This window comes from Hymenobacter radiodurans (assembly GCF_004355185.1).
In the GTDB taxonomy this organism is placed as follows: Bacteria; Bacteroidota; Bacteroidia; order Cytophagales; family Hymenobacteraceae; genus Hymenobacter; species Hymenobacter radiodurans.
In genome coordinates this window covers 715965-732793 of record NZ_CP037922.1, presented here as the reverse complement: position 1 = coordinate 732793, position 16829 = coordinate 715965, and the positions used below count along the sequence as shown (strand labels likewise).

Below are 16829 nucleotides of genomic sequence, written 5' to 3'. Positions count from 1 at the left end.
CAAAATTGCCCCCCATAAATTATCACGGCTCTTGAAAGTACGTGCTACTCAGGCACAAATATCACAGGCACCCTTGCATATCAATCGAAAGGCGGTAACTTTGTGTCCGTTTTTCCCGGACCCTGGTCCGTTCTATTCTCATTTCCAACCGCTTACCTTCTTCCCAATGGATCATCTGAGCTTCAAGACGCAATCCGTCAACAAAGCCAACGCCAACAAGGGCTGGGTTGTCGTTGACGCCAGCGTGGCCCCGCTGGGTCGCGTTGCCAGCCAGATTGCCAACATCCTGCGCGGCAAGCACAAGCCCTCGTTCACGCCCAACTCCGATTGCGGCGACTCGGTTATCGTCATCAATGCTGACAAGCTGCGTGTGACGGGCAAGAAAATGACTGAAAAAATCTACATCTCGCACTCGGGTTATCCCGGCGGTCAAAAGCGCAAAACTATGCGTGAGGTGATGGAGAAGTCATCGACTCGCGTGATTGAGCACGCCGTTCGCGGCATGTTGCCTCACAACCGTTTGGGCCGCGAGCAATTCCGCAGCCTGTTCGTATATGAGGGCGCTGAGCACCCCCACGCTGCCCAGCAGCCCGTGGAAGCTAATCTGAACAAACTGTAAGCCACGACGGCTTTCGTATTTTTTCTAACTTTTCTTTAATGGACATCTCCAACACCTCTGGTAGAAGAAAAACCTCGGTGGCCCGCATCTATATGCAGGCCGGGCAAGGGAATATCACTATCAACAACCGGGAAATGAAGGCCTATTTTGGCAACGAACTCCTGGAAAACATCGTGAACCAGCCCTTCGCTACACTCGAGAAACTCGGGCAGTACGACGTAAAAGTAAATGTGCGCGGTGGCGGCATTTCGGCTCAAGCCGAAGCTATTCGCTTAGCCATCTCGAAAGCGCTGGTAGGCGAGGACGCCGAATCACGGCCGGCTCTTAAGAAAGAAGGCTTCATGACGCGCGACCCCCGCATGGTGGAGCGCAAGAAGTTCGGTAAGCGTAAGGCCCGCCGCTCGTTCCAGTTCTCGAAACGCTAAAACCAGAGGAAATACATCATGGCTCAGTCCACCACTTATAAAGACCTGCTCGACGCGGGTGCCCACTTTGGTCACCTTACGCGCAAGTGGGATCCAAAAATGGCGCCGTACATCTTCATGGAGAAGAACGGTATCCATATTATTGACCTGAACAAGACTCTTGCTTCGCTGGATCAGGCTACTAACGCTATCCGTAATATCGCCAAGAGCGGTCGGAAGGTAATGTTTGTTGCTACCAAGAAGCAGGCTCAGGAGATTGTAACGGAAGAGGCTAAGCGCCTTAAAATGCCCTTCGTAACCGACCGGTGGTTGGGTGGCATGCTCACTAACTTCGCTACAGTTCGTAAGTCGCTGAAGAAGATGAGCACCATCGACAAGATGGTAAAAGAGAACACTGCTTATGCTGCAATGGCAAAGCGCGAGCGTCTGATGATGTCGCGTGAGCGTGAAAAGCTGGAGCGCGTACTAGGTGGCGTAGCCGACCTAAGCCGTCTGCCCGCTGCTCTGTTCGTAATCGACGTGAAGCGTGAGCACATTGCTGTAAAAGAGGCCAAAAAGCTAGGCATACCGGTATTCGCGATGTGCGATACCAACTCTAATCCCGAGCTAGTTGACTTCCCAATTCCTGCTAACGACGACGCCTCAAAGTCTATCTCTCTGATTGTAAGTGCTATGAGCAAGGCCATCGAAGAAGGTCTGTCGGAGCGCAAAGTCGATAAGGAAGAAGCTGACAAGAAGCAGTCCGAAGAGGAAGGCATCAAGGAAAAGCAAGCCGCCGACGAATAAGCGTTTAGAAGAAGCTAGGAGTTAAGAGATAGAAGACAGAATCCGGTGGGTTGAACCAGCTTTCGGATTCTGTTTCTTCCTCTTAACTCCTAGCTTCTTGTATAAACACCCCTACATAACATTCTAATTTCTAGCGTTTAGCTAGCTACTAACTTTTTAAGAAATGGCAGCAATTACCGCCCAAGACGTGAACAAGCTGCGCGCTATGACTGGCGCGGGCATGATGGATTGCAAGAAGGCTCTGACCGAGGCTAATGGCGACTTCGAAGCCGCTCGTGACATTCTGCGCAAGCAAGGCCAGAAAATCGCTGATAAGCGTGCCGATAATGCTACTTCTGAAGGCCTGGTATTAGTACAGGTTAGCGAGGATGGCACTAGCGGTAAACTGGTCGCTTTGGCCTGCGAAACTGAATCAGTAGCGAAAGTGGCTAACTTCCGTGAGTTGACTCAGCAGATTCTGGACGCGGCCGTGCGTACTAACGCTGGCACCAAGGAAGACCTGTTGGCAACCAAAGAAGCGGACGGCTTGACTCTGCAAGACCACATCACTGATTTGATGGGTAAAATCGGTGAGAAGCTGGACGTAACATACGCTACGCTAACTGCTGAGAAAGTAGCTTCGTACATTCACTCCGACAACAAGAAAGGCGTACTTGTAGGTCTGAAGAATGTAGCCGGTGCCGATGTTACTGAGGTAGGCCGCGACGTAGCGATGCAGATCGTAGCGATGAAGCCTGTAGCCGTCGACAAAGAGGGCGTTGACTCTGCTACTGTTGAGCGCGAAATCGAAATTGGCAAGGAGCAGGCGCGTGCTGAAGGCAAGCCCGAAGCTATGCTGGAGAAGATTGCGCAAGGCAAGCTGAACAAGTTCTACAAGGATAACACCCTGCTAAATCAGGAGTTTGTGAAAGACAACTCGCTGACCATCGCTCAGCTGCTCGATAAGAAGCAGAAAGGTATGACAGTAACTGACTTCAAGCGCGTAGTCATTGGCGGCTAAGCTTTTTTAGCTCCGACAATAAAAAAGCCCCCAGCGAATTGCTGGGGGCTTTTTTGTGCAAACGAAATCAAGGGCCTCCTGTGCTCTCTAATTATACGTCCTATTATTTGACAGCTTGTTGCTGTGCTTGCCACGCTTTTACCCGCGCCACAGCATTCTCCCGCACATTCATATAGTATAGTCCGTAGTCGGCGATGTGGAAAGAATGGCGTAACTCGGGGCGGCCTGGAACCAAGAAACGTGGGTAACCTGAGGCAGTAGGCGGATGCACCCAAAGTACGCCGTCGTGCACTTTGGCATCAGCAACTGCTTTGTCGATACGGTTGAAGGACTGTGGGACGCTACCCCTGTTCAGAGATGCGGGCGCTGCAGCAGTGTCGCGGGTCCAAGTGAGAGGATTAATGGCCAGAGCATCACGATAGGGCTCGTAGCTGTAGCCCCACTCGCCGGTATTCCAGCTTATAAAGCAGTTGGTCTGAGTTGAATCTTCGCAGGGACGCAGGTTCTGATAGGCATCAGGCTGCACTTTAAAGCCTACCAGATACGCAGCTACTAATTGGCTACGCCGCTTTGGATCTTGGTCGAAGAAATCGTGAAGGAGGCGCTGGGCATGAAAAGCCCCCTGGCTATGACCAGCTAGGATAATTGGGCGGCCTTGGTTGTAATTGTCTAGATAATACTGAAAAGCTGTTTTTACGTCTTGGTATGCCAAGTTCAGCGCTGCGCTGGCATTGGCACTACTATTACTATCAAAGAAGCTATACAGAGCAGCCTGACGGTAGCGGGGGGCATATACCCGGCCCGCCGCATTGAACACCGATGCTTGGCGCCGAATACTGAACTGATCGGTGAAAACATTTAGCGCATGATCGGTGGTAGAGCCATTCCAGCCTTGCGGGCGAATGAGCGTCGTGAGATGAATAAAAAACACATCGGCGGATGCAGTAGCCTGTTGGTCATGCAGGCCGGCGTTTTTAGGTACGGCATCGGCGGAGTCGCGGCGAGTGGGAAGCGCGGCCCAACTGGTTTCCTCTGCATAGTTGGGTGCAGCGGCTGGCTTATAAGCCGTGAAATTTCGAACTGGTTTGATAACGCCCAGGCAAGAAGAGAGTACGAGCAGCAACAATAGCCAGCCCGATGAGGGGAAGCGGTGAGGAAAAGAGGAAAGCGACATTACTTATAAGGCAAAAAAGGCCTGCACAAGGGTGCAGGCCACAAGTGCTTAGTTAACAAGCACAAATTTACTCCGAAAACGTGTTTTCCAGCAGCCGCTCTTGGCGCAGATAAGTTATTTTGAAATCACGGTTGAAGCGAATGCGCACCTGGGCAGTCGTATTCTGGTACTGTTGGCGGGATTTGCGAAAAGCCCGGCTTTTCTCAACATACGTGACCACCCGCGAGCCATCGCGCACTGGCTCACTGATGGTAAGGCTGCCGGGTACCCCTTGAGTTTCTCCTTCTAAAAACTCTGGAAAGTGTGATCTATCTAGCTCAGCGCTAATCGCGGCCGGTGTGGTATTCTGTAAGGTATAAAACCGCTCAACGACAGGAGCGAAATGCTGGGCAGCATTGAAGGGTGGTGCTTTCAGGTCATCATAGTACGAGCTTAGCGCGCTACGAACTTTGGCTTCTACCTCCCCCACTTTTGCGCTGGGCGCTGGAGTATTGACTGGCGTCTGCTCTGATGGTGCGGCTTGGCTATCCTCTGGGGCAGTTGATGGAGACGGCGTGGTAGCAGGGGGCGTTTCGGACGACGAAGGGGAGGGAGCCGTTATCACTGGCGCTGGCGTGGTCGGCGTTGGTGCGCTTCGAGCAGAATCGGCGGTAGCTACGGGAGGCGTGGCGGGTAGGGCTGGGGTCACGCGTGCGGTATCGGAATCCGAATCGGTATCAGTTACGGGCGGAAGCTCAAGCTGCTCTACCTGGGGGCCAACTTCCGGTGCAACACTAGTGGTATCGGCACCGGAGCGCAAAAGGCTGGTGAGGCGTTCGGACTTCCGGTCATCCATCACTAAGTAGGCAATCAGGGCGAGCAAAGCCAAAATCCCCCTACAATAAGGGCAGTGGCCAGAGGGCTTCGACCAGAGGGCGGTGGGATAGCCGGACGGGAACGACGGCTATCCGAAAGCTGTGACTCCGTAGGCGTAAGTGAATCGGCATCGCGATACGATGATGAACCCACTTTCACCATCTCAACGGGGCGCGTAAAAGTATCAATTGGCGGAGCTGGCTTTTTGGATGAAGCCTGACTTTGCTCGCGTGGGGGCACCACGGGTGGCACTGGTGGTACCGCTGGCGGTGTAAACGCAGGTGGAACCGGAGTAGCTGGGCGCGGTGTGGGTTCTGTGCGTGGTTGGGCGGTAGTCGCGGGAGGGGGAGTTACTAGATCTTCTGCCGGCCGGACCGTGACCGTTGGGTCATGCTTAAAGTCCCAGGAAGGAGGAGGTGGCGGCAGTGGCGTGGATGTAGGCACCGCGGTGGGAGGTGCAGAGACGGGGGCCAATGGCACCGGCGGCGTAGCCGACGATGCAGACGGCGCCGCGGAGGCAGCAGACTCACTATCACTGAAGAGCAGCTTGCGTTTGAGTACCTCGAATTCGGCGGGCGTGATGGCGCCCGCATCCAGCCATTCTTTCAGCTGGCGTAAGGTAGCAAGGGCAGAAGGCTCGTTTTCCATAGGGCAAAGGCGGCAAATAAACCGAAGCAAAAGCAACGGCAAAACGCATTTGCTACCTACTTACGTTCAAGAGTGGTCAGACGATCACGTCGACGTTCTAAGCGAAGTTTGCGCAGTTCCAGTTGTTGGGCGTTGGTTATCAATTTGACCGAATCCTGACGGGCTTTGAGCGTATTTTCTACATTCTGCTTTTGCAGGGTTTCGATGCGGGCCAGGTTACTGGTAGTGTTGGCTTGCAGGTTCTGGATGTTCTTTTCCAGCTTCTCCCGCTCCTTTTCCACATCCTTCACTTGCTTCTCTGCCTCCGCAATTTGGTCTCTGTAAGCTTTGATGCGGGCGGCGGCGGCAAAACTTTGAACCATCGTGCGCATAGCCGCATATTCCGAAGGCGTTTGGGTAGCCGACATAAAAGAATTGCCCCCCAGCGTGGCCCATACAGCCAGTTCGGCTACAGTATCGGCTGGGGAAACAACACTGGCGTACAGGTCGATTAGCTTGCCCGACACGCTGGAGACGGGTGTCTGCTTAGCTACTAACAGGTCCTTTTTACCCACGCCAAAGGTGCCGTCACCTTTCAGGCGGATGTTGTAAGTGTCTTTCAGCCAAGCCTGCCAGTAGTCGCGCAGCCACTGCGCAGTGCCATCAACCTGCACTTTCAGGGCTTCGCGCTCTTTGCGCTCAAAACTGACAGTGCCATCGCGCACATCATACAGCTGCGCCGCGGTGGGCTGAGCCAGCAGCGTTAAAAAGCCCCCAGGAGCAATAATGTGTATATTTTTTTCATGTCATGCGGGCTTAAATATCGTGGCGCTCAAAGGTGGCGTGCAGGTCTTGGCGCATGTGCTCGAAGCGCTGCACGGCGGCTTGCAGAAACTCGTCGTCGAGCAGGGTGCGTACTTCGGCATCGCCACCGGTCAGGTCCATTTCGCTTACCTTATACGTTTGCTCCAAAGGGCCTTTTTCCAGCTTGATCAGGTACTTACCATTCCAAGAGAAAAGCGTGATTTTGGCATCCGGGTGCGGGATATCGGCTACGTGGCGCATGGCTGGGGGGCTTTTTCTGATGAATAGGCGAAGATAGGCAGCTCACGTTCAACAACGGCTTGTGTTGCCATGAAACCACGCTGTCTGCAAGTCGCGTATACGGCTGTGCCGCCCCTTCTTTTCCCCGCTAACCTTTTTTATCATGCCACAAGGAGATAAATCGGCTTACACCGACAAAGAGAAGCGCAAGGCCGAACACATCGAAGAAACCTACGAAAAGCAAGGCCTGTCGGAAGCCGAGGCGGAGCGTCGGGCGTGGGCCACCGTCAATAAGCAAGATGGGGGCGGCAAGAAAAGCGGTTCAGGCCGCAAGAAGCCCACAAAAGAATAACTCTTGACACAACTCAACGAAAAAAGCCCCCCAGCGCAATGCCGGGGGGCTTTTTTGTAATAATCGCAAAATAAATCTAAGCGACGGTGTGCAGAATCACCCACAGCGAGGTCGCCGAAATCAGGACCCACAGTATGATGCCTAAGCCAAAAGGCCGCACGCCCACTTTGCGTATCATCTCCATCGAGAGGCCAGTTCCAATCAGAAACAAGGTCAGCGTCAGGCCTATTTTCGCTATCTGCGCCGCTACTGCACCCGCGCCGCGCAAGGCCGGCACATAGGTAGTGAGCAGCATCGCTCCGATAAAGCCCAGAATGAAGTAAGGCAGCTTTACCTTGGTGCCCGGCGTTTTGAATAAAAAGGCTGTACCAAGCGCCACGGGTATTATCCACAGGGCGCGGGAAAGCTTCACGGTAGTAGCCACTTGCAGGGCTTGGTCGCCGTAATGACTGGCAGCACCTACCACCGAGCTGGTATCATGAATAGCAATAGCGCACCACAATCCGAATTGGTTTTGCGTCATCTGTAAGGCGTGGCCCAGCGCTGGAAAAGCCAGCAACGCCACCGAATTGAGCACGAACACGGTACCCAGCGCCACCGAAAACTGCGACTTTTCAGCCTGTAATACGGGCCCTACGGCGGCAATGGCACTGCCACCGCAAATAGCGGTTCCGCAGGAAATAAGGTGAGCCGTTTTGCGCTCGATGCCCAGCCAGCGACCCAAGCCATACCCTAGTACTAGGGTACCGAAAATAGTAGCAATAGTAAATATAAACCCTTGACGCCCAGCCTGTGCAGCAGCGCTGGCATTGATGCCGAAACCCAAACCTATTACCGAATACTGTAATAGCTTACTCGTGTATTTATGTGTTTGAGTAGCAAATGGATTGCCCATTACTAAGGCCACCAACAAGCCCAAGCCCAAAGCTACTGGTGGCGAGGCCCAAGGTGTCAGGCAGAAGATAAGTCCGATCCAGAAAAGGACCTGTTGGGGTGTTAGTGGATAGCCGAATACTGTAAATGAATGGTTTAGAAACGAAGCTGCATGATGGTGTACTGAAACCAGGCGGGCTGAATTGGAAGCGAAAGGACGGGCAATTTTCATGAAAGAAAGTGCTACAAGCTCTATTCCAGAATAACGCTTTTCAGCCGCATTGGATAATCAAAATTGATTATCAGCAATAACCTGTGGTTATCGAGAAAGCTTCCTAAGTCGCTGTGTGTACGTCAAAAAACGCTGGGCCTGAGCGGATAAAGGTTGGCCCTGAATCCACACGACCTCGAAACGTCGAGAAAGGTGCAGTTCCTGTACAGGCACGATTTCTAGCCACCCAGCCGCTACTTCCTTCAGTAAGGCGCGCCGTGATACAAATCCTAGGCAATGAGGCGCCGCCTCTAAGTAAGACTTAATTCCCTCCGTATTATCCAGATAGAGCGCAACGTTGAGGTCTGACAGCTTGATTTTGTGCGCACGTAAGGCATATTCTAGCACTTCAAGCGTACCGGAGCCACGCTCACGCAAAACGAGCGGATGCCGCAGTGCATCTGCCAAAGTCATACTCTCGGGGGGCTTTTTTTCAGGATGAGCGCAACGAACGGCCACCAGCTCATCATCCAGGAGAAGCTCGTAGTGGAGGTCGCGGTTTTTGACCTGGCCTTCCACAAAGCCCAGATCAATTTGCCCCCTGAGTAACGCTTCGGCAATCTGCTCAGAGTTGCCGTTGAGTAGGGTTAGCTCCACAAGGGGGTACTGGGCCTGAAAACCGGGCAAAATGGGTGGCAACACATACTGGGCCAGCGTGGTGCTGGCACCCAAGCGTAGGCGGCCGGCTGCCTCATCGTGTAAGGCGTGGAGCTGGTTTTGCAGGCGCTCATGCAATAGCTCTACCTCATCGGCGTGGGTGAGCAACAACGTGCCAGCAGTGGTCAGGCTCACCCGGTTGCCGCGCCGCTCAAAGAGGCGCTGACCGTAGCTCGTTTCCAGTTCCCGAATATGCTTGGTGACGGCGGGCTGAGTAATGAACAGCTCCTGCGCGGCCTTGGTAAAGCTAAGATGGCGCGCCACCGCTTGAAAAACACGCAGACGAAAATCAGGCATGCTGCAAGCTACGATTAGCGCCAGAATTTGACTTAACTAAGCAACTATCGCTTCACCAGCTAATACTCCAATAGGCCGTGAACCAAGGATCATTAATAGAGAATATCGTCGATGGGCTCCAGTTTTTTCGGCACATTCGTTTCGCCTAGCATTTCGCGCAGGTCAATTTCAATGGTGCGGCAGATGCTGGTCATGGGCACGTCGTTCATTTGGTTTTCGAACGGGTTTTCGCTGGTATGCCCTACCACTTCAATCGTGTTGAACACCCACGATATAAGCACCGAGAATGGAATGGTAAGCCAGATATGATCGGGGCCCATTTGGGCAAACTCGCTGATCAGACCCAAGGGTAACAAAGTGGAAAACAGCCACACAAATACGAAGCTGTAGTAGGCATATTGGCGCGGAAAGGGCGTATTCTTGATTCGCTCGCAGCCCCCTTGCAGGTTATAAAGTTCCTCCAGCGTCTGCATGAGGCGCATGTGCTGAAAGTCGTTGAGCAGACCCCGATCCTCTCGCAAAATGCGTAGCTCAGCGGCCTGAAGACGAATAATATGGGCCGCTGGGTTTTGCAAATTACGGATGTCGTCACTTTCCTTCTGGCTCAGAAAAGGAGCCACATCGGTATCCCAATAGTCGGCTACCTGGCGGCGCAATTGTAGGCGTACGGAGTTGCACCAGGCTATCTGGCGGTGCACAAGCCGCTGGTGCCGACCAGTGAGTTCTTCGGCGGTGGCTTCGGGAGCATTTACGTCGGGGGCATCGACACGGGAGGTAATAAACTCCAGCGCCTGCACAGCCCACAGGCGGCTATAGTTAACGATACCTCCCCACAGTTGCCGGCCTTCCCAGAAACGGTCGTAAGAGCCGTTATTCTTAAAGCCGATATAAAAGGAAACCGCAATACCCAACGTGGCCACGGGCTGCCACGGAATAGCAATTGACTTGAAATTTAGCGGACCATACACGACACACACCAAAAAGGCGTGAAGCAAAAAGATGCATACGCTACGCCGGGAGTACTTCCAGACGACGCGCCAGCGAATATTATTACGAACGTACACGCTTCAATGAGATGAAAAGCTTACAAATGGGGAGAGGCGGCCGATATGCGGAAGCCGATATGCTCTTTACGCAAAAGCTCAACAATCAGGCTGTCCGTAACCGTTGAAGCCAGCATTTGTCTGCATTAATCGGCCGAAATATCGATAGCGATACCTATCAGCTGCATCAGCTTGCTAGCGTTGAAGCTCCGGCATAGGCCCGGTGTAAGGCGGTAATCAAACCGGATTTCGTCGCCTTCGATAGTGCTGTTGAAGCTGTAATTGGTAACAGCGCCGGGCAGTTCATCGGCCAGAGCGCCCAGTTCCAGATCGTGGGTGCTGATAAGGCCGCTGGCGGGGCGCTGGTGGAGTTGGTGAATAAGGGCACGCGCCCCACGGTGTCGGTCGCGGGAGTTCGTGCCTTTTAGAATTTCGTCGAGCAGGTAGAATACAGGCGTGCCGGAGGCAGTAAGCTCCAGCAGCAAGCGCAGGCGCTTCAATTCCGCGTAAAACGAGGAGGTGCTTTCGGCCAGATTATCCTGAGTGCGCATCGCGGTGTACACTTGGGCCGGGCTCACACGCAAGTGGCGGGCACAAACGGCACCGCCGGCCAGCGCCAGCACCATATTCACGCCCACAGTCCGCAAAAAAGTGGTTTTGCCCGACATATTGGAGCCCGTCACTACACCCGTACATCCTGCGCCTATAGTGCTGAAATCGTTGGTGATGCGCTCGGTAGTGAAGATAAGCGGATGCCCCAACCCTTGAGCTGTAAACTCTAGCGCTTCACTGCTCAGCTCGGGCACCGTGTACGTAGGGTTGGCAAACTGATACGCCGCCAGACTTACCAGCCCTTCTACCTCTGCCACGACATCGAGCATACTGGTCAATTTGCCCCCCAGTCGCCGCTTCCAGCCTTCGAGGCGCCACATCCAGAAGAAATCCCAGAACAGTATGTTATTCGCGAAAAAGGCGGCCAGGGTGCTCTGCCGCATGGAGAAGTAAGCCACAATGCTAGCTAGTTGCCCAATTAGCTGCGAGGCCGGCACGGTGCCCGGCGCGCTCACTACGGCTTGCAATTCAATTAATTGAGGTGATGTAAAGGTCTGCGTTTCGAGCAATGCCAGTTGGTCGCGGTAGGCTCGCAGCACGTCATACATGCTGTCGCTGTGTTCAAAGTAGTCGTCGCGGGCCACGCGATAGTAGTGATTAATACCCCCCAGCAACAGCAAAAACGGCACAACGACGCCAAATGAATAGCCCGACAGCCACAGCCCCGCGCTGGTAAGAGCCAGCGGCGGCAAGATGAACAGGGCAGCTTTCAGCCAGGCCTTGTCGGCAAAGAAATCGGGCTGCTGTAGCCAGGCAGCAAAGCGGCGCGGATCGTCGGCTTGGCGCGGGAAGTGTCGGGCTCGGGCCTGCCACTCCTGCTGCCAGCTAGCATCCGGAGTTAGCTCGGCCACGGCAGCCTGACGGGCGCGCACAACGGCTGGCGAAGCCGCTTGCCGTAGCCAATCAGCTAGTCGGTCTTGGCCCAAGCGAGAGGTAGTCCGGCTAAGCAGTTGGAACAAAGAATGCGGACCGAACACATCAAGGTCCGCGGCGTAGGCGTGGCTGGCATCCAGGTAGCGTGCGCCAGCGTCAAACTGCGTCAATTTGCCCCCCAAGCGCGCCAACTCCTCTTGATTGATAATGCCTAACAACCGATAGTGGTTGTAGTGATACCCAAGGCGGCTGTGCCAGCGCATGACCAGCACAAACACCACGTACAGGGCCACCACATAAGCCAGTCCAGCGAGGTTGCTGCCATTGCTGAATAAATAATAGCCCCCCAGCGCACCCGCCGCAAACACTACTACCCGAATCCAAGCTACGGCTTGATGGCGCCGACCATAGTACTGCTCCTGCTTGGTATGGGCAGCTAAATTGTCAGTGAATACGTCGGCGGGCGCGACGGAAAGCGGGCGAAAGGCAGTAGGTTGGGGCACAGGCAAGCGACAGTTGAGCCTAAAAGTACCAAAGCCTAAAGCATTTTCCGGGTTTATCCGTCTACTCTATCGATACCCTATGTAATGTCTCCTACTAGAAACAGGTATTACTATTTGTCAGGTGGCAAGCCATTGAAGCCGGCGGCTTACGCCACATCAGGTGTCATCTGAACCCAGTGGGCCGCTGGTGTGGTTGTTGTGGCACGGCCATACTATCCACTCTTATACTCCGCTTTATGTCGCTATTGCGTTCCGTTCGCCGTCTGAGCTTGTTCCTGTTGGTAAGCACCGCTGGCTTTTCTAGTGCTCATGCCCAACAAAAGCTGAAAGCTCCCAAGCCCGACGCCGACGAGATTTATGATAGTGTAGCCCAGCCCGCCGTGCCTGTGGGCGGCGTGGAAGCGTATGCGCAGTATCTTGCCGACAATCAGCAATACCCTACGGGCGCCTTGCAGCGCGGCGTACAGGGCACAGCACCCGTTACGTTTGTGGTGGAGAAATCAGGCGTTATTTCCAACGTAGCCGTTACGCAGCCCCTCGACCCAGAACTGGATAAGGAAGCCATTCGCCTGATTAAAGGTGGCCCAAAATGGACTCCGGCGCAGCACCGGGGGGCAAAAGTTCGGCAGCGCGTCACGGTACCCGTATCGTTTGCTATTCCGGCGGATGAGTCTGGCGCTACGGCGGCCACGGCTCCGGCTGGAGCCAGTGCCTCATCGGGCCCAACAATGGTAAAACCGGATGAGCCGGCCCGCCCTGTAGGCGGCACCGAGGCCTTTTTCACGTGGATTCAGGAAAACCAGAAATATCCAGCCCTGGCTCGTCAGCGCAAGGTAGAAGGTCGGGTGATGATGGAGTTTATTGTGGAAAAAGACGGTTCGCTCGTTGAGCCGAAAGTCATCAAACGCCTCGGCTCTGGCCTCGATGAAGAAGCCTTGCGCTTGATCAAAGCGGCTCCTAAGTGGACGCCTGCCCGCTACAAAGGGCAGCCGATGAAGCAAAAGATGGTGTTGCCGGTTGTGTTTCAACTGTAGAAGCTACGATGCACCGCCAATTAAACTTGGCCAGCCATATATTATACAGGTAACTATAAATCAGCTACTTATATTTATTTATTCCGCTCCGCTTTCTTACTGTCTACACTATGCTTTCTCCGCTCCCCCTCGTTTCGGCTCCTCCCGTAGCGCCCACTATGCACATAGCCACGCCGAGCGCGCAAGTAATATGGGCGTACCAATCACGTTTTCAGCAGGCGGCTCAAGCTATTGCCAACGGCATTTTTGATACGCTTGATGATGATTTGGCCCCCGAAGTGCTCATCCTCGGCATTCCGGTCGCGGGGCCTAACCAACAAGACGAAGATGTGCTGTCCGCCGTGTGTCTGGAGCCCGCTGACTGCGGGCTTGACTTCGCCCATTTTGGGCAGGTATTGGCACGAGGTGAAGAGTTTCAGCTTCGGGAGCCCTGGGGGGCTTATTTTGACCGCGAGCAGGTGATGACCGAAGAAATGATTAAGCGTAAGCAGCACGCTATTGGCTTGCGGCTGGCTGTGCAGGAAGTGCTCGACAGGATAGATTCGGAAGACAAAAAGCGGCAATCGTTCGCGGGAATCCCCATTCAGATTGGTGGGTTCTACGTGCTGACGGTACTGCGCCTGAACCGAAAAGTGCTGCGTACCCACCCCGCTCTCACCCCCAACCGCTATTATACCGATGGCCGCCTGCTGGCCTCGTCGCTGGGACTGGCGGCTGTGCTGCGCTTTCATGAAGAATGCGTAAAATCGTTGACGGAGCCCGAACCCGGCTCCGGTATGCTACTGCGCCACCGCGAAACCGACGAGCTACTACGCGCTGCCGGCAAGCTGCTAATGGATACTCCCGCGCAAGCTCTAGGCATCAGTCCCGCCACTGCCAAGCTATTTGCTACCTACAACACCATTTCATCGCTGCGCTACGAAGGTGCTGAAGGCGTGGGCAAGATGTATCTGGCTAAGCGGCGGCATCCTAATCTGGAGGAAGTTTTCGCCCTCACCTGCCCTACCCCGCTCACCGACTACCGAGCCGTGCGCAAGTTGCTAGAAATGACGACTGGCGATGTGAGCCTGCTGGCCGACGGCGAAAACGTGTATGCTCTGGGCCGGCCCATCGGTCATTACGACCCTAGCCGGGAAGATTTGTTCGTTATCAACTTTGTGACGCATTATGCCTGGGAGTTTCAGCACGACGGCAAAGTGCTCATGCGTACTACTTATGGCAACCCAAGCTTGCCGCGCGCGCGCCTTAACCGCAGTCGCTTCCGCAAAGACCTGCGCCGGACTTTCGAGCTGACCGCCCCTGAAAAAGTAGAACGGCTTTGGGACGTAGTACTAGAAGCCAGCAAGCAGAAGCACGGTACCCTGGTAGTTGTTACGACGGAGGCGCTGGCCGAAGCCGACCGGCTTAAGCTCCAATGCACGCTTATCGAGCCCGTACCGCTCACGCCGCTTATTACCCGCTTGGTTACGTCTATTGATGGCGCCGTGCTCGTTGACCCTGAGTCATACTGCTATTCGATTGGGGTTATTCTCGATGGCAAGGCTTCGGGCCGGGGCACTAGCACGCGCGGCGCTCGCTACAACTCTGCCATTCGCTACGTTGAGAGCAGCCCGTATCCGTGTATGGCTATCGTCGTAAGCGAAGACGGAATGGTGGATGTGATTACGAAGGAGAGCCTAGCGGAAGAAGATTAGACGCTGGGGGGCAAATCGCACTTGGTTTCCAGCTTTATACAGTCATGGAAAATGTACTGGCGTTGAGCTTAGCTAAACCAATATATCGTAAAGGTTGTGCCTTCCCCCACAGCACTGGCTACGTCTAAATGCCCCCCACGGCTCGTAACAATGCGCTGCACCAGGTATAGGCCTACGCCCGTGCCACTAATATGTGGATGCTGGCGGTCGAAGAGCTGAAATATTGGGTCGGCCTCTTTGTTTACTTCCATACCCAGGCCATTGTCTTGCACTTTCAGCCAGGGTTGACTAGTGTCGGTCATACCACTCGTTATGCTTATGCACGGCGGGCGCTCGGGGCAGGCATATTTGAGGGCGTTGCTGAGCAGATTGTGTAGTACGCTACGCAAGTTAGCGCGGCCGTATACCAAGGTAGGAGCCGCCTCAAAATTGAGAGTTACGGTTGCTTCCGTATCCTGCACGAGTACGCGCAATCCCAACAGCACTTCCTCAGCCACACTCCGCAGGTCGATTGCCTCCGTGGGAGCTGTTAATTGCCGCTGTTCCTGTACCGTGGCGGCCAGATCGTGTAGGGTAGTATCAAGCTGCCCTAAAGCCCCATCGACCATGCGCAACAACACCTCATGCTCATCGTCGTCGAAGGTGGCCGTGCGGCGCAGCTCATCAAAAAGCCCCCTAAGATTAAATAGAGGCTGCTTGAGGTCGTGGGAGGCGGTATAAACGAAGGTATCCAGGTCGCGGTTGGTGCGCGCCAGCTCGTCATATTGATGCTGCAATACTTCCCGCAGACGATGCTGATCGTCTACATCCGTACAGGCTCCAAACCAGCGCGGCCCCCGTACGTCGCTCAGCTGCCGGGCCCGGATGATGTGCCAGCGATATTGGCCATCGTGGCGGCGCATCTGAAAAAGCCCATCGTAGCTTTCACCCGTCGCCACGCAGTGTACCCAACGGCGGGCAGCACTGGTCTGCTCAGAAGGATGAATCAGAGAAACCCAGCCCGTGGGGCCCAGTTCCTCAGCCGAAGAGCCAGTATATTCGGCCGTATGCTGATTGTAATAATCGATAAATCCCTCTGCGGTGGCCGTCCAGATCAACTGGGGAATACTATCGGCCAAAAACCGTAACTCGGCCTCACCCCGGCGTAGGGCATCGGCTAGCTCGCGCTGATCATGCACCTCCGTAACCGCACCATGCCAGTGAGCAGCCTGATCCGGTGCGTGCAGTTCGGGCACTGCCCGGCTGAGCATCCAGCGGTATTGTCCATCATGGCGCCGCAACCGGTACTCATAACTCCATCCTATACCCGCCTTTCGAGCAGCTTCCGACTGATATATTACCCGCAATCGATCCTCAGGATGAACGAGCAATGGCCATATAGCATCTAGGTCGGCGGTAGGAGGCTGCCCAGTAAAGTAATACCATTGGGGGCTTACATACTCATACTTGCCAGCTACATCAACGGTAAACGTAATCTGGGGGGCTGTTTCGGTTAGTACCCGTAAGCGCGTATCGAGTCGGCGCGTTTCCAAAGCCAGTTCGTGGGCACGTTGGCGCGCCTCTTCCTGCCCTGTTACATCGACCGCAAATAGTAACAGCCCGTGTACCTGATCTTCATCATCCTGCAGTGGTTCGAGAGCAATATCAAAGTAGCGCGGAATGGGTGGCTCGCCGTTATCTGTGGGAAGTGGCAATCCGTAGGCTTTAGCAACAAAAGGTCTCCCCGAGTCATATACCTGTTGCATCACTTCACGCAAGTCGGCGGGTAATATTCCATCGGCCAGAGGCTGACCTTCAGGAGTATTTCCGCCTAATAAGGCTTGCATCGCTTCATTTACAAAGCCATACCGCAGTTCCGAGCCCAAAAGGGTAGCAATACCAGCCGGCATATGCCGCAGAATACGCTGAAGCTCTTGGTCACGCATGTAGATAATTCAAAAGCAGCAACAAACTAAAATGCGGCGCTAACACAGCCACGAACCAAAGAAACCGCAACCTATCTGCAGCTAAAGAACCTCATTTTTTACTACGCGCCTTCCTATCTCGAGCCTCGCGATGAATACCCGCCAGCCCTAGCGTAAGCACAAAGG

The 16829-nt window shown here is 54.3% G+C and carries 17 protein-coding genes; 7 read left to right on the top strand and 10 right to left on the bottom strand.

Annotation, left to right across the window (positions count from 1 at the left end; translation table 11 throughout):
- The first annotated feature begins 166 nt into the window (after positions 1-166).
- The 4 genes from rplM to tsf all read left to right on the top strand — a co-directional run bounded on the left by rplM (position 167) and on the right by tsf (position 2830).
- Positions 167-619: a 50S ribosomal protein L13 gene (gene rplM, locus EPD59_RS04340; protein WP_133271712.1), complete on the top strand. Its 453-nt coding sequence runs from the start codon at positions 167-169 to the stop codon at positions 617-619.
- Between the two features lie 38 nt (positions 620-657).
- Positions 658-1044: a 30S ribosomal protein S9 gene (gene rpsI, locus EPD59_RS04335; RefSeq protein WP_133271711.1), complete on the top strand. Its 387-nt coding sequence runs from the start codon at positions 658-660 to the stop codon at positions 1042-1044.
- A gap of 18 nt (positions 1045-1062) precedes the next feature.
- Positions 1063-1830, top strand: coding sequence for a 30S ribosomal protein S2 (gene rpsB, locus EPD59_RS04330; RefSeq protein ID WP_133271710.1), 768 nt, complete (start codon positions 1063-1065; stop codon positions 1828-1830).
- A 163-nt stretch (positions 1831-1993) separates the two neighbouring features.
- Positions 1994-2830: a translation elongation factor Ts gene (tsf, locus tag EPD59_RS04325; protein ID WP_133271709.1), complete on the top strand. Its 837-nt coding sequence runs from the start codon at positions 1994-1996 to the stop codon at positions 2828-2830.
- 103 nt (positions 2831-2933) lie between these two features.
- Here tsf and EPD59_RS04320 read toward each other — a convergent pair whose 3' ends face one another.
- The 5 genes from EPD59_RS04320 to EPD59_RS04300 form a co-directional block, all read right to left on the bottom strand.
- Positions 2934-4004 carry a DUF3089 domain-containing protein gene (locus EPD59_RS04320; RefSeq protein ID WP_133271708.1) on the bottom strand — a complete coding sequence of 357 codons (1071 nt, stop codon included), beginning with the start codon at positions 4002-4004 and terminating at the stop codon, positions 2934-2936.
- A gap of 67 nt (positions 4005-4071) precedes the next feature.
- The gene (locus tag EPD59_RS04315; RefSeq protein WP_133271707.1) at positions 4072-4872 is read right to left on the bottom strand and encodes a RodZ family helix-turn-helix domain-containing protein; all 801 of its coding nucleotides are present in this window, start codon (positions 4870-4872) and stop codon (positions 4072-4074) included.
- Positions 4854-5507, bottom strand: coding sequence for an SHOCT domain-containing protein (locus EPD59_RS04310; protein WP_133271706.1), 654 nt, complete (start codon positions 5505-5507; stop codon positions 4854-4856). Before EPD59_RS04310 ends, EPD59_RS04315 begins: the two co-directional genes overlap by 19 nt.
- 56 nt (positions 5508-5563) lie before the next feature.
- A complete protein-coding gene (locus EPD59_RS04305; RefSeq protein ID WP_133271705.1) occupies positions 5564-6211 on the bottom strand; it encodes a hypothetical protein in 648 nt (215 codons plus the stop codon).
- Positions 6212-6302: 91 nt separating this feature from the next.
- On the bottom strand, positions 6303-6551 hold the full coding sequence (locus tag EPD59_RS04300) for a hypothetical protein (protein WP_133271704.1): 249 nt from the start codon (positions 6549-6551) through the stop codon (positions 6303-6305).
- A gap of 142 nt (positions 6552-6693) precedes the next feature.
- Between EPD59_RS04300 and EPD59_RS04295 the strand changes: the two genes are divergently transcribed.
- Positions 6694-6882, top strand: coding sequence for a hypothetical protein (locus tag EPD59_RS04295; RefSeq protein WP_133271703.1), 189 nt, complete (start codon positions 6694-6696; stop codon positions 6880-6882).
- A 76-nt stretch (positions 6883-6958) separates the two neighbouring features.
- Here EPD59_RS04295 and EPD59_RS04290 read toward each other — a convergent pair whose 3' ends face one another.
- The 4 genes from EPD59_RS04290 to EPD59_RS04275 form a co-directional block, all read right to left on the bottom strand.
- A complete protein-coding gene (locus EPD59_RS04290) occupies positions 6959-7987 on the bottom strand; it encodes a YeiH family protein (RefSeq protein WP_133271702.1) in 1029 nt (342 codons plus the stop codon).
- Between the two features lie 87 nt (positions 7988-8074).
- Complete coding sequence (locus EPD59_RS04285; RefSeq protein WP_133271701.1) at positions 8075-8980, bottom strand: LysR family transcriptional regulator; 906 nt, start codon at positions 8978-8980, stop codon at positions 8075-8077.
- Between the two features lie 92 nt (positions 8981-9072).
- Positions 9073-10044: a bestrophin family protein gene (locus EPD59_RS04280; protein ID WP_133271700.1), complete on the bottom strand. Its 972-nt coding sequence runs from the start codon at positions 10042-10044 to the stop codon at positions 9073-9075.
- A gap of 125 nt (positions 10045-10169) precedes the next feature.
- On the bottom strand, positions 10170-12011 hold the full coding sequence (locus EPD59_RS04275) for a MutS-related protein (RefSeq protein ID WP_133271699.1): 1842 nt from the start codon (positions 12009-12011) through the stop codon (positions 10170-10172).
- A gap of 236 nt (positions 12012-12247) precedes the next feature.
- Here EPD59_RS04275 and EPD59_RS04270 point away from each other — a divergent pair, with 236 nt between their 5' ends.
- Together EPD59_RS04270 and EPD59_RS04265 are read left to right on the top strand one after the other, a co-directional pair.
- Positions 12248-13045 carry an energy transducer TonB gene (locus EPD59_RS04270; RefSeq protein ID WP_133271698.1) on the top strand — a complete coding sequence of 266 codons (798 nt, stop codon included), beginning with the start codon at positions 12248-12250 and terminating at the stop codon, positions 13043-13045.
- 110 nt (positions 13046-13155) lie between these two features.
- Entirely contained in the window at positions 13156-14739 is a 1584-nt protein-coding gene (locus EPD59_RS04265) for a DNA integrity scanning protein DisA nucleotide-binding domain protein (RefSeq protein WP_133271697.1), read from the top strand.
- A gap of 68 nt (positions 14740-14807) precedes the next feature.
- On the opposite strand, the gene EPD59_RS04260 is transcribed toward EPD59_RS04265, so the two are convergent.
- On the bottom strand, positions 14808-16664 hold the full coding sequence (locus EPD59_RS04260) for a PAS domain-containing sensor histidine kinase (protein ID WP_133271696.1): 1857 nt from the start codon (positions 16662-16664) through the stop codon (positions 14808-14810).
- Positions 16665-16829: the final 165 nt, after the last annotated feature.

Coding starts and splice junctions, on each gene's coding strand:
- EPD59_RS04320 (WP_133271708.1), bottom strand. CDS start 4,004: ATGTCGCTTTCCTCTTTTCCTCACCGCTTCCCCTCATCGGGCTGGCTA.
- tsf (WP_133271709.1), top strand. CDS start 1,994: ATGGCAGCAATTACCGCCCAAGACGTGAACAAGCTGCGCGCTATGACT.
- EPD59_RS04300 (WP_133271704.1), bottom strand. CDS start 6,551: ATGCGCCACGTAGCCGATATCCCGCACCCGGATGCCAAAATCACGCTT.
- rpsI (WP_133271711.1), top strand. CDS start 658: ATGGACATCTCCAACACCTCTGGTAGAAGAAAAACCTCGGTGGCCCGC.
- EPD59_RS04270 (WP_133271698.1), top strand. CDS start 12,248: ATGTCGCTATTGCGTTCCGTTCGCCGTCTGAGCTTGTTCCTGTTGGTA.
- EPD59_RS04285 (WP_133271701.1), bottom strand. CDS start 8,980: ATGCCTGATTTTCGTCTGCGTGTTTTTCAAGCGGTGGCGCGCCATCTT.
- rpsB (WP_133271710.1), top strand. CDS start 1,063: ATGGCTCAGTCCACCACTTATAAAGACCTGCTCGACGCGGGTGCCCAC.
- EPD59_RS04260 (WP_133271696.1), bottom strand. CDS start 16,664: ATGCGTGACCAAGAGCTTCAGCGTATTCTGCGGCATATGCCGGCTGGT.
- rplM (WP_133271712.1), top strand. CDS start 167: ATGGATCATCTGAGCTTCAAGACGCAATCCGTCAACAAAGCCAACGCC.
- EPD59_RS04310 (WP_133271706.1), bottom strand. CDS start 5,507: ATGGAAAACGAGCCTTCTGCCCTTGCTACCTTACGCCAGCTGAAAGAA.
- EPD59_RS04290 (WP_133271702.1), bottom strand. CDS start 7,987: ATGAAAATTGCCCGTCCTTTCGCTTCCAATTCAGCCCGCCTGGTTTCA.
- EPD59_RS04265 (WP_133271697.1), top strand. CDS start 13,156: ATGCTTTCTCCGCTCCCCCTCGTTTCGGCTCCTCCCGTAGCGCCCACT.
- EPD59_RS04295 (WP_133271703.1), top strand. CDS start 6,694: ATGCCACAAGGAGATAAATCGGCTTACACCGACAAAGAGAAGCGCAAG.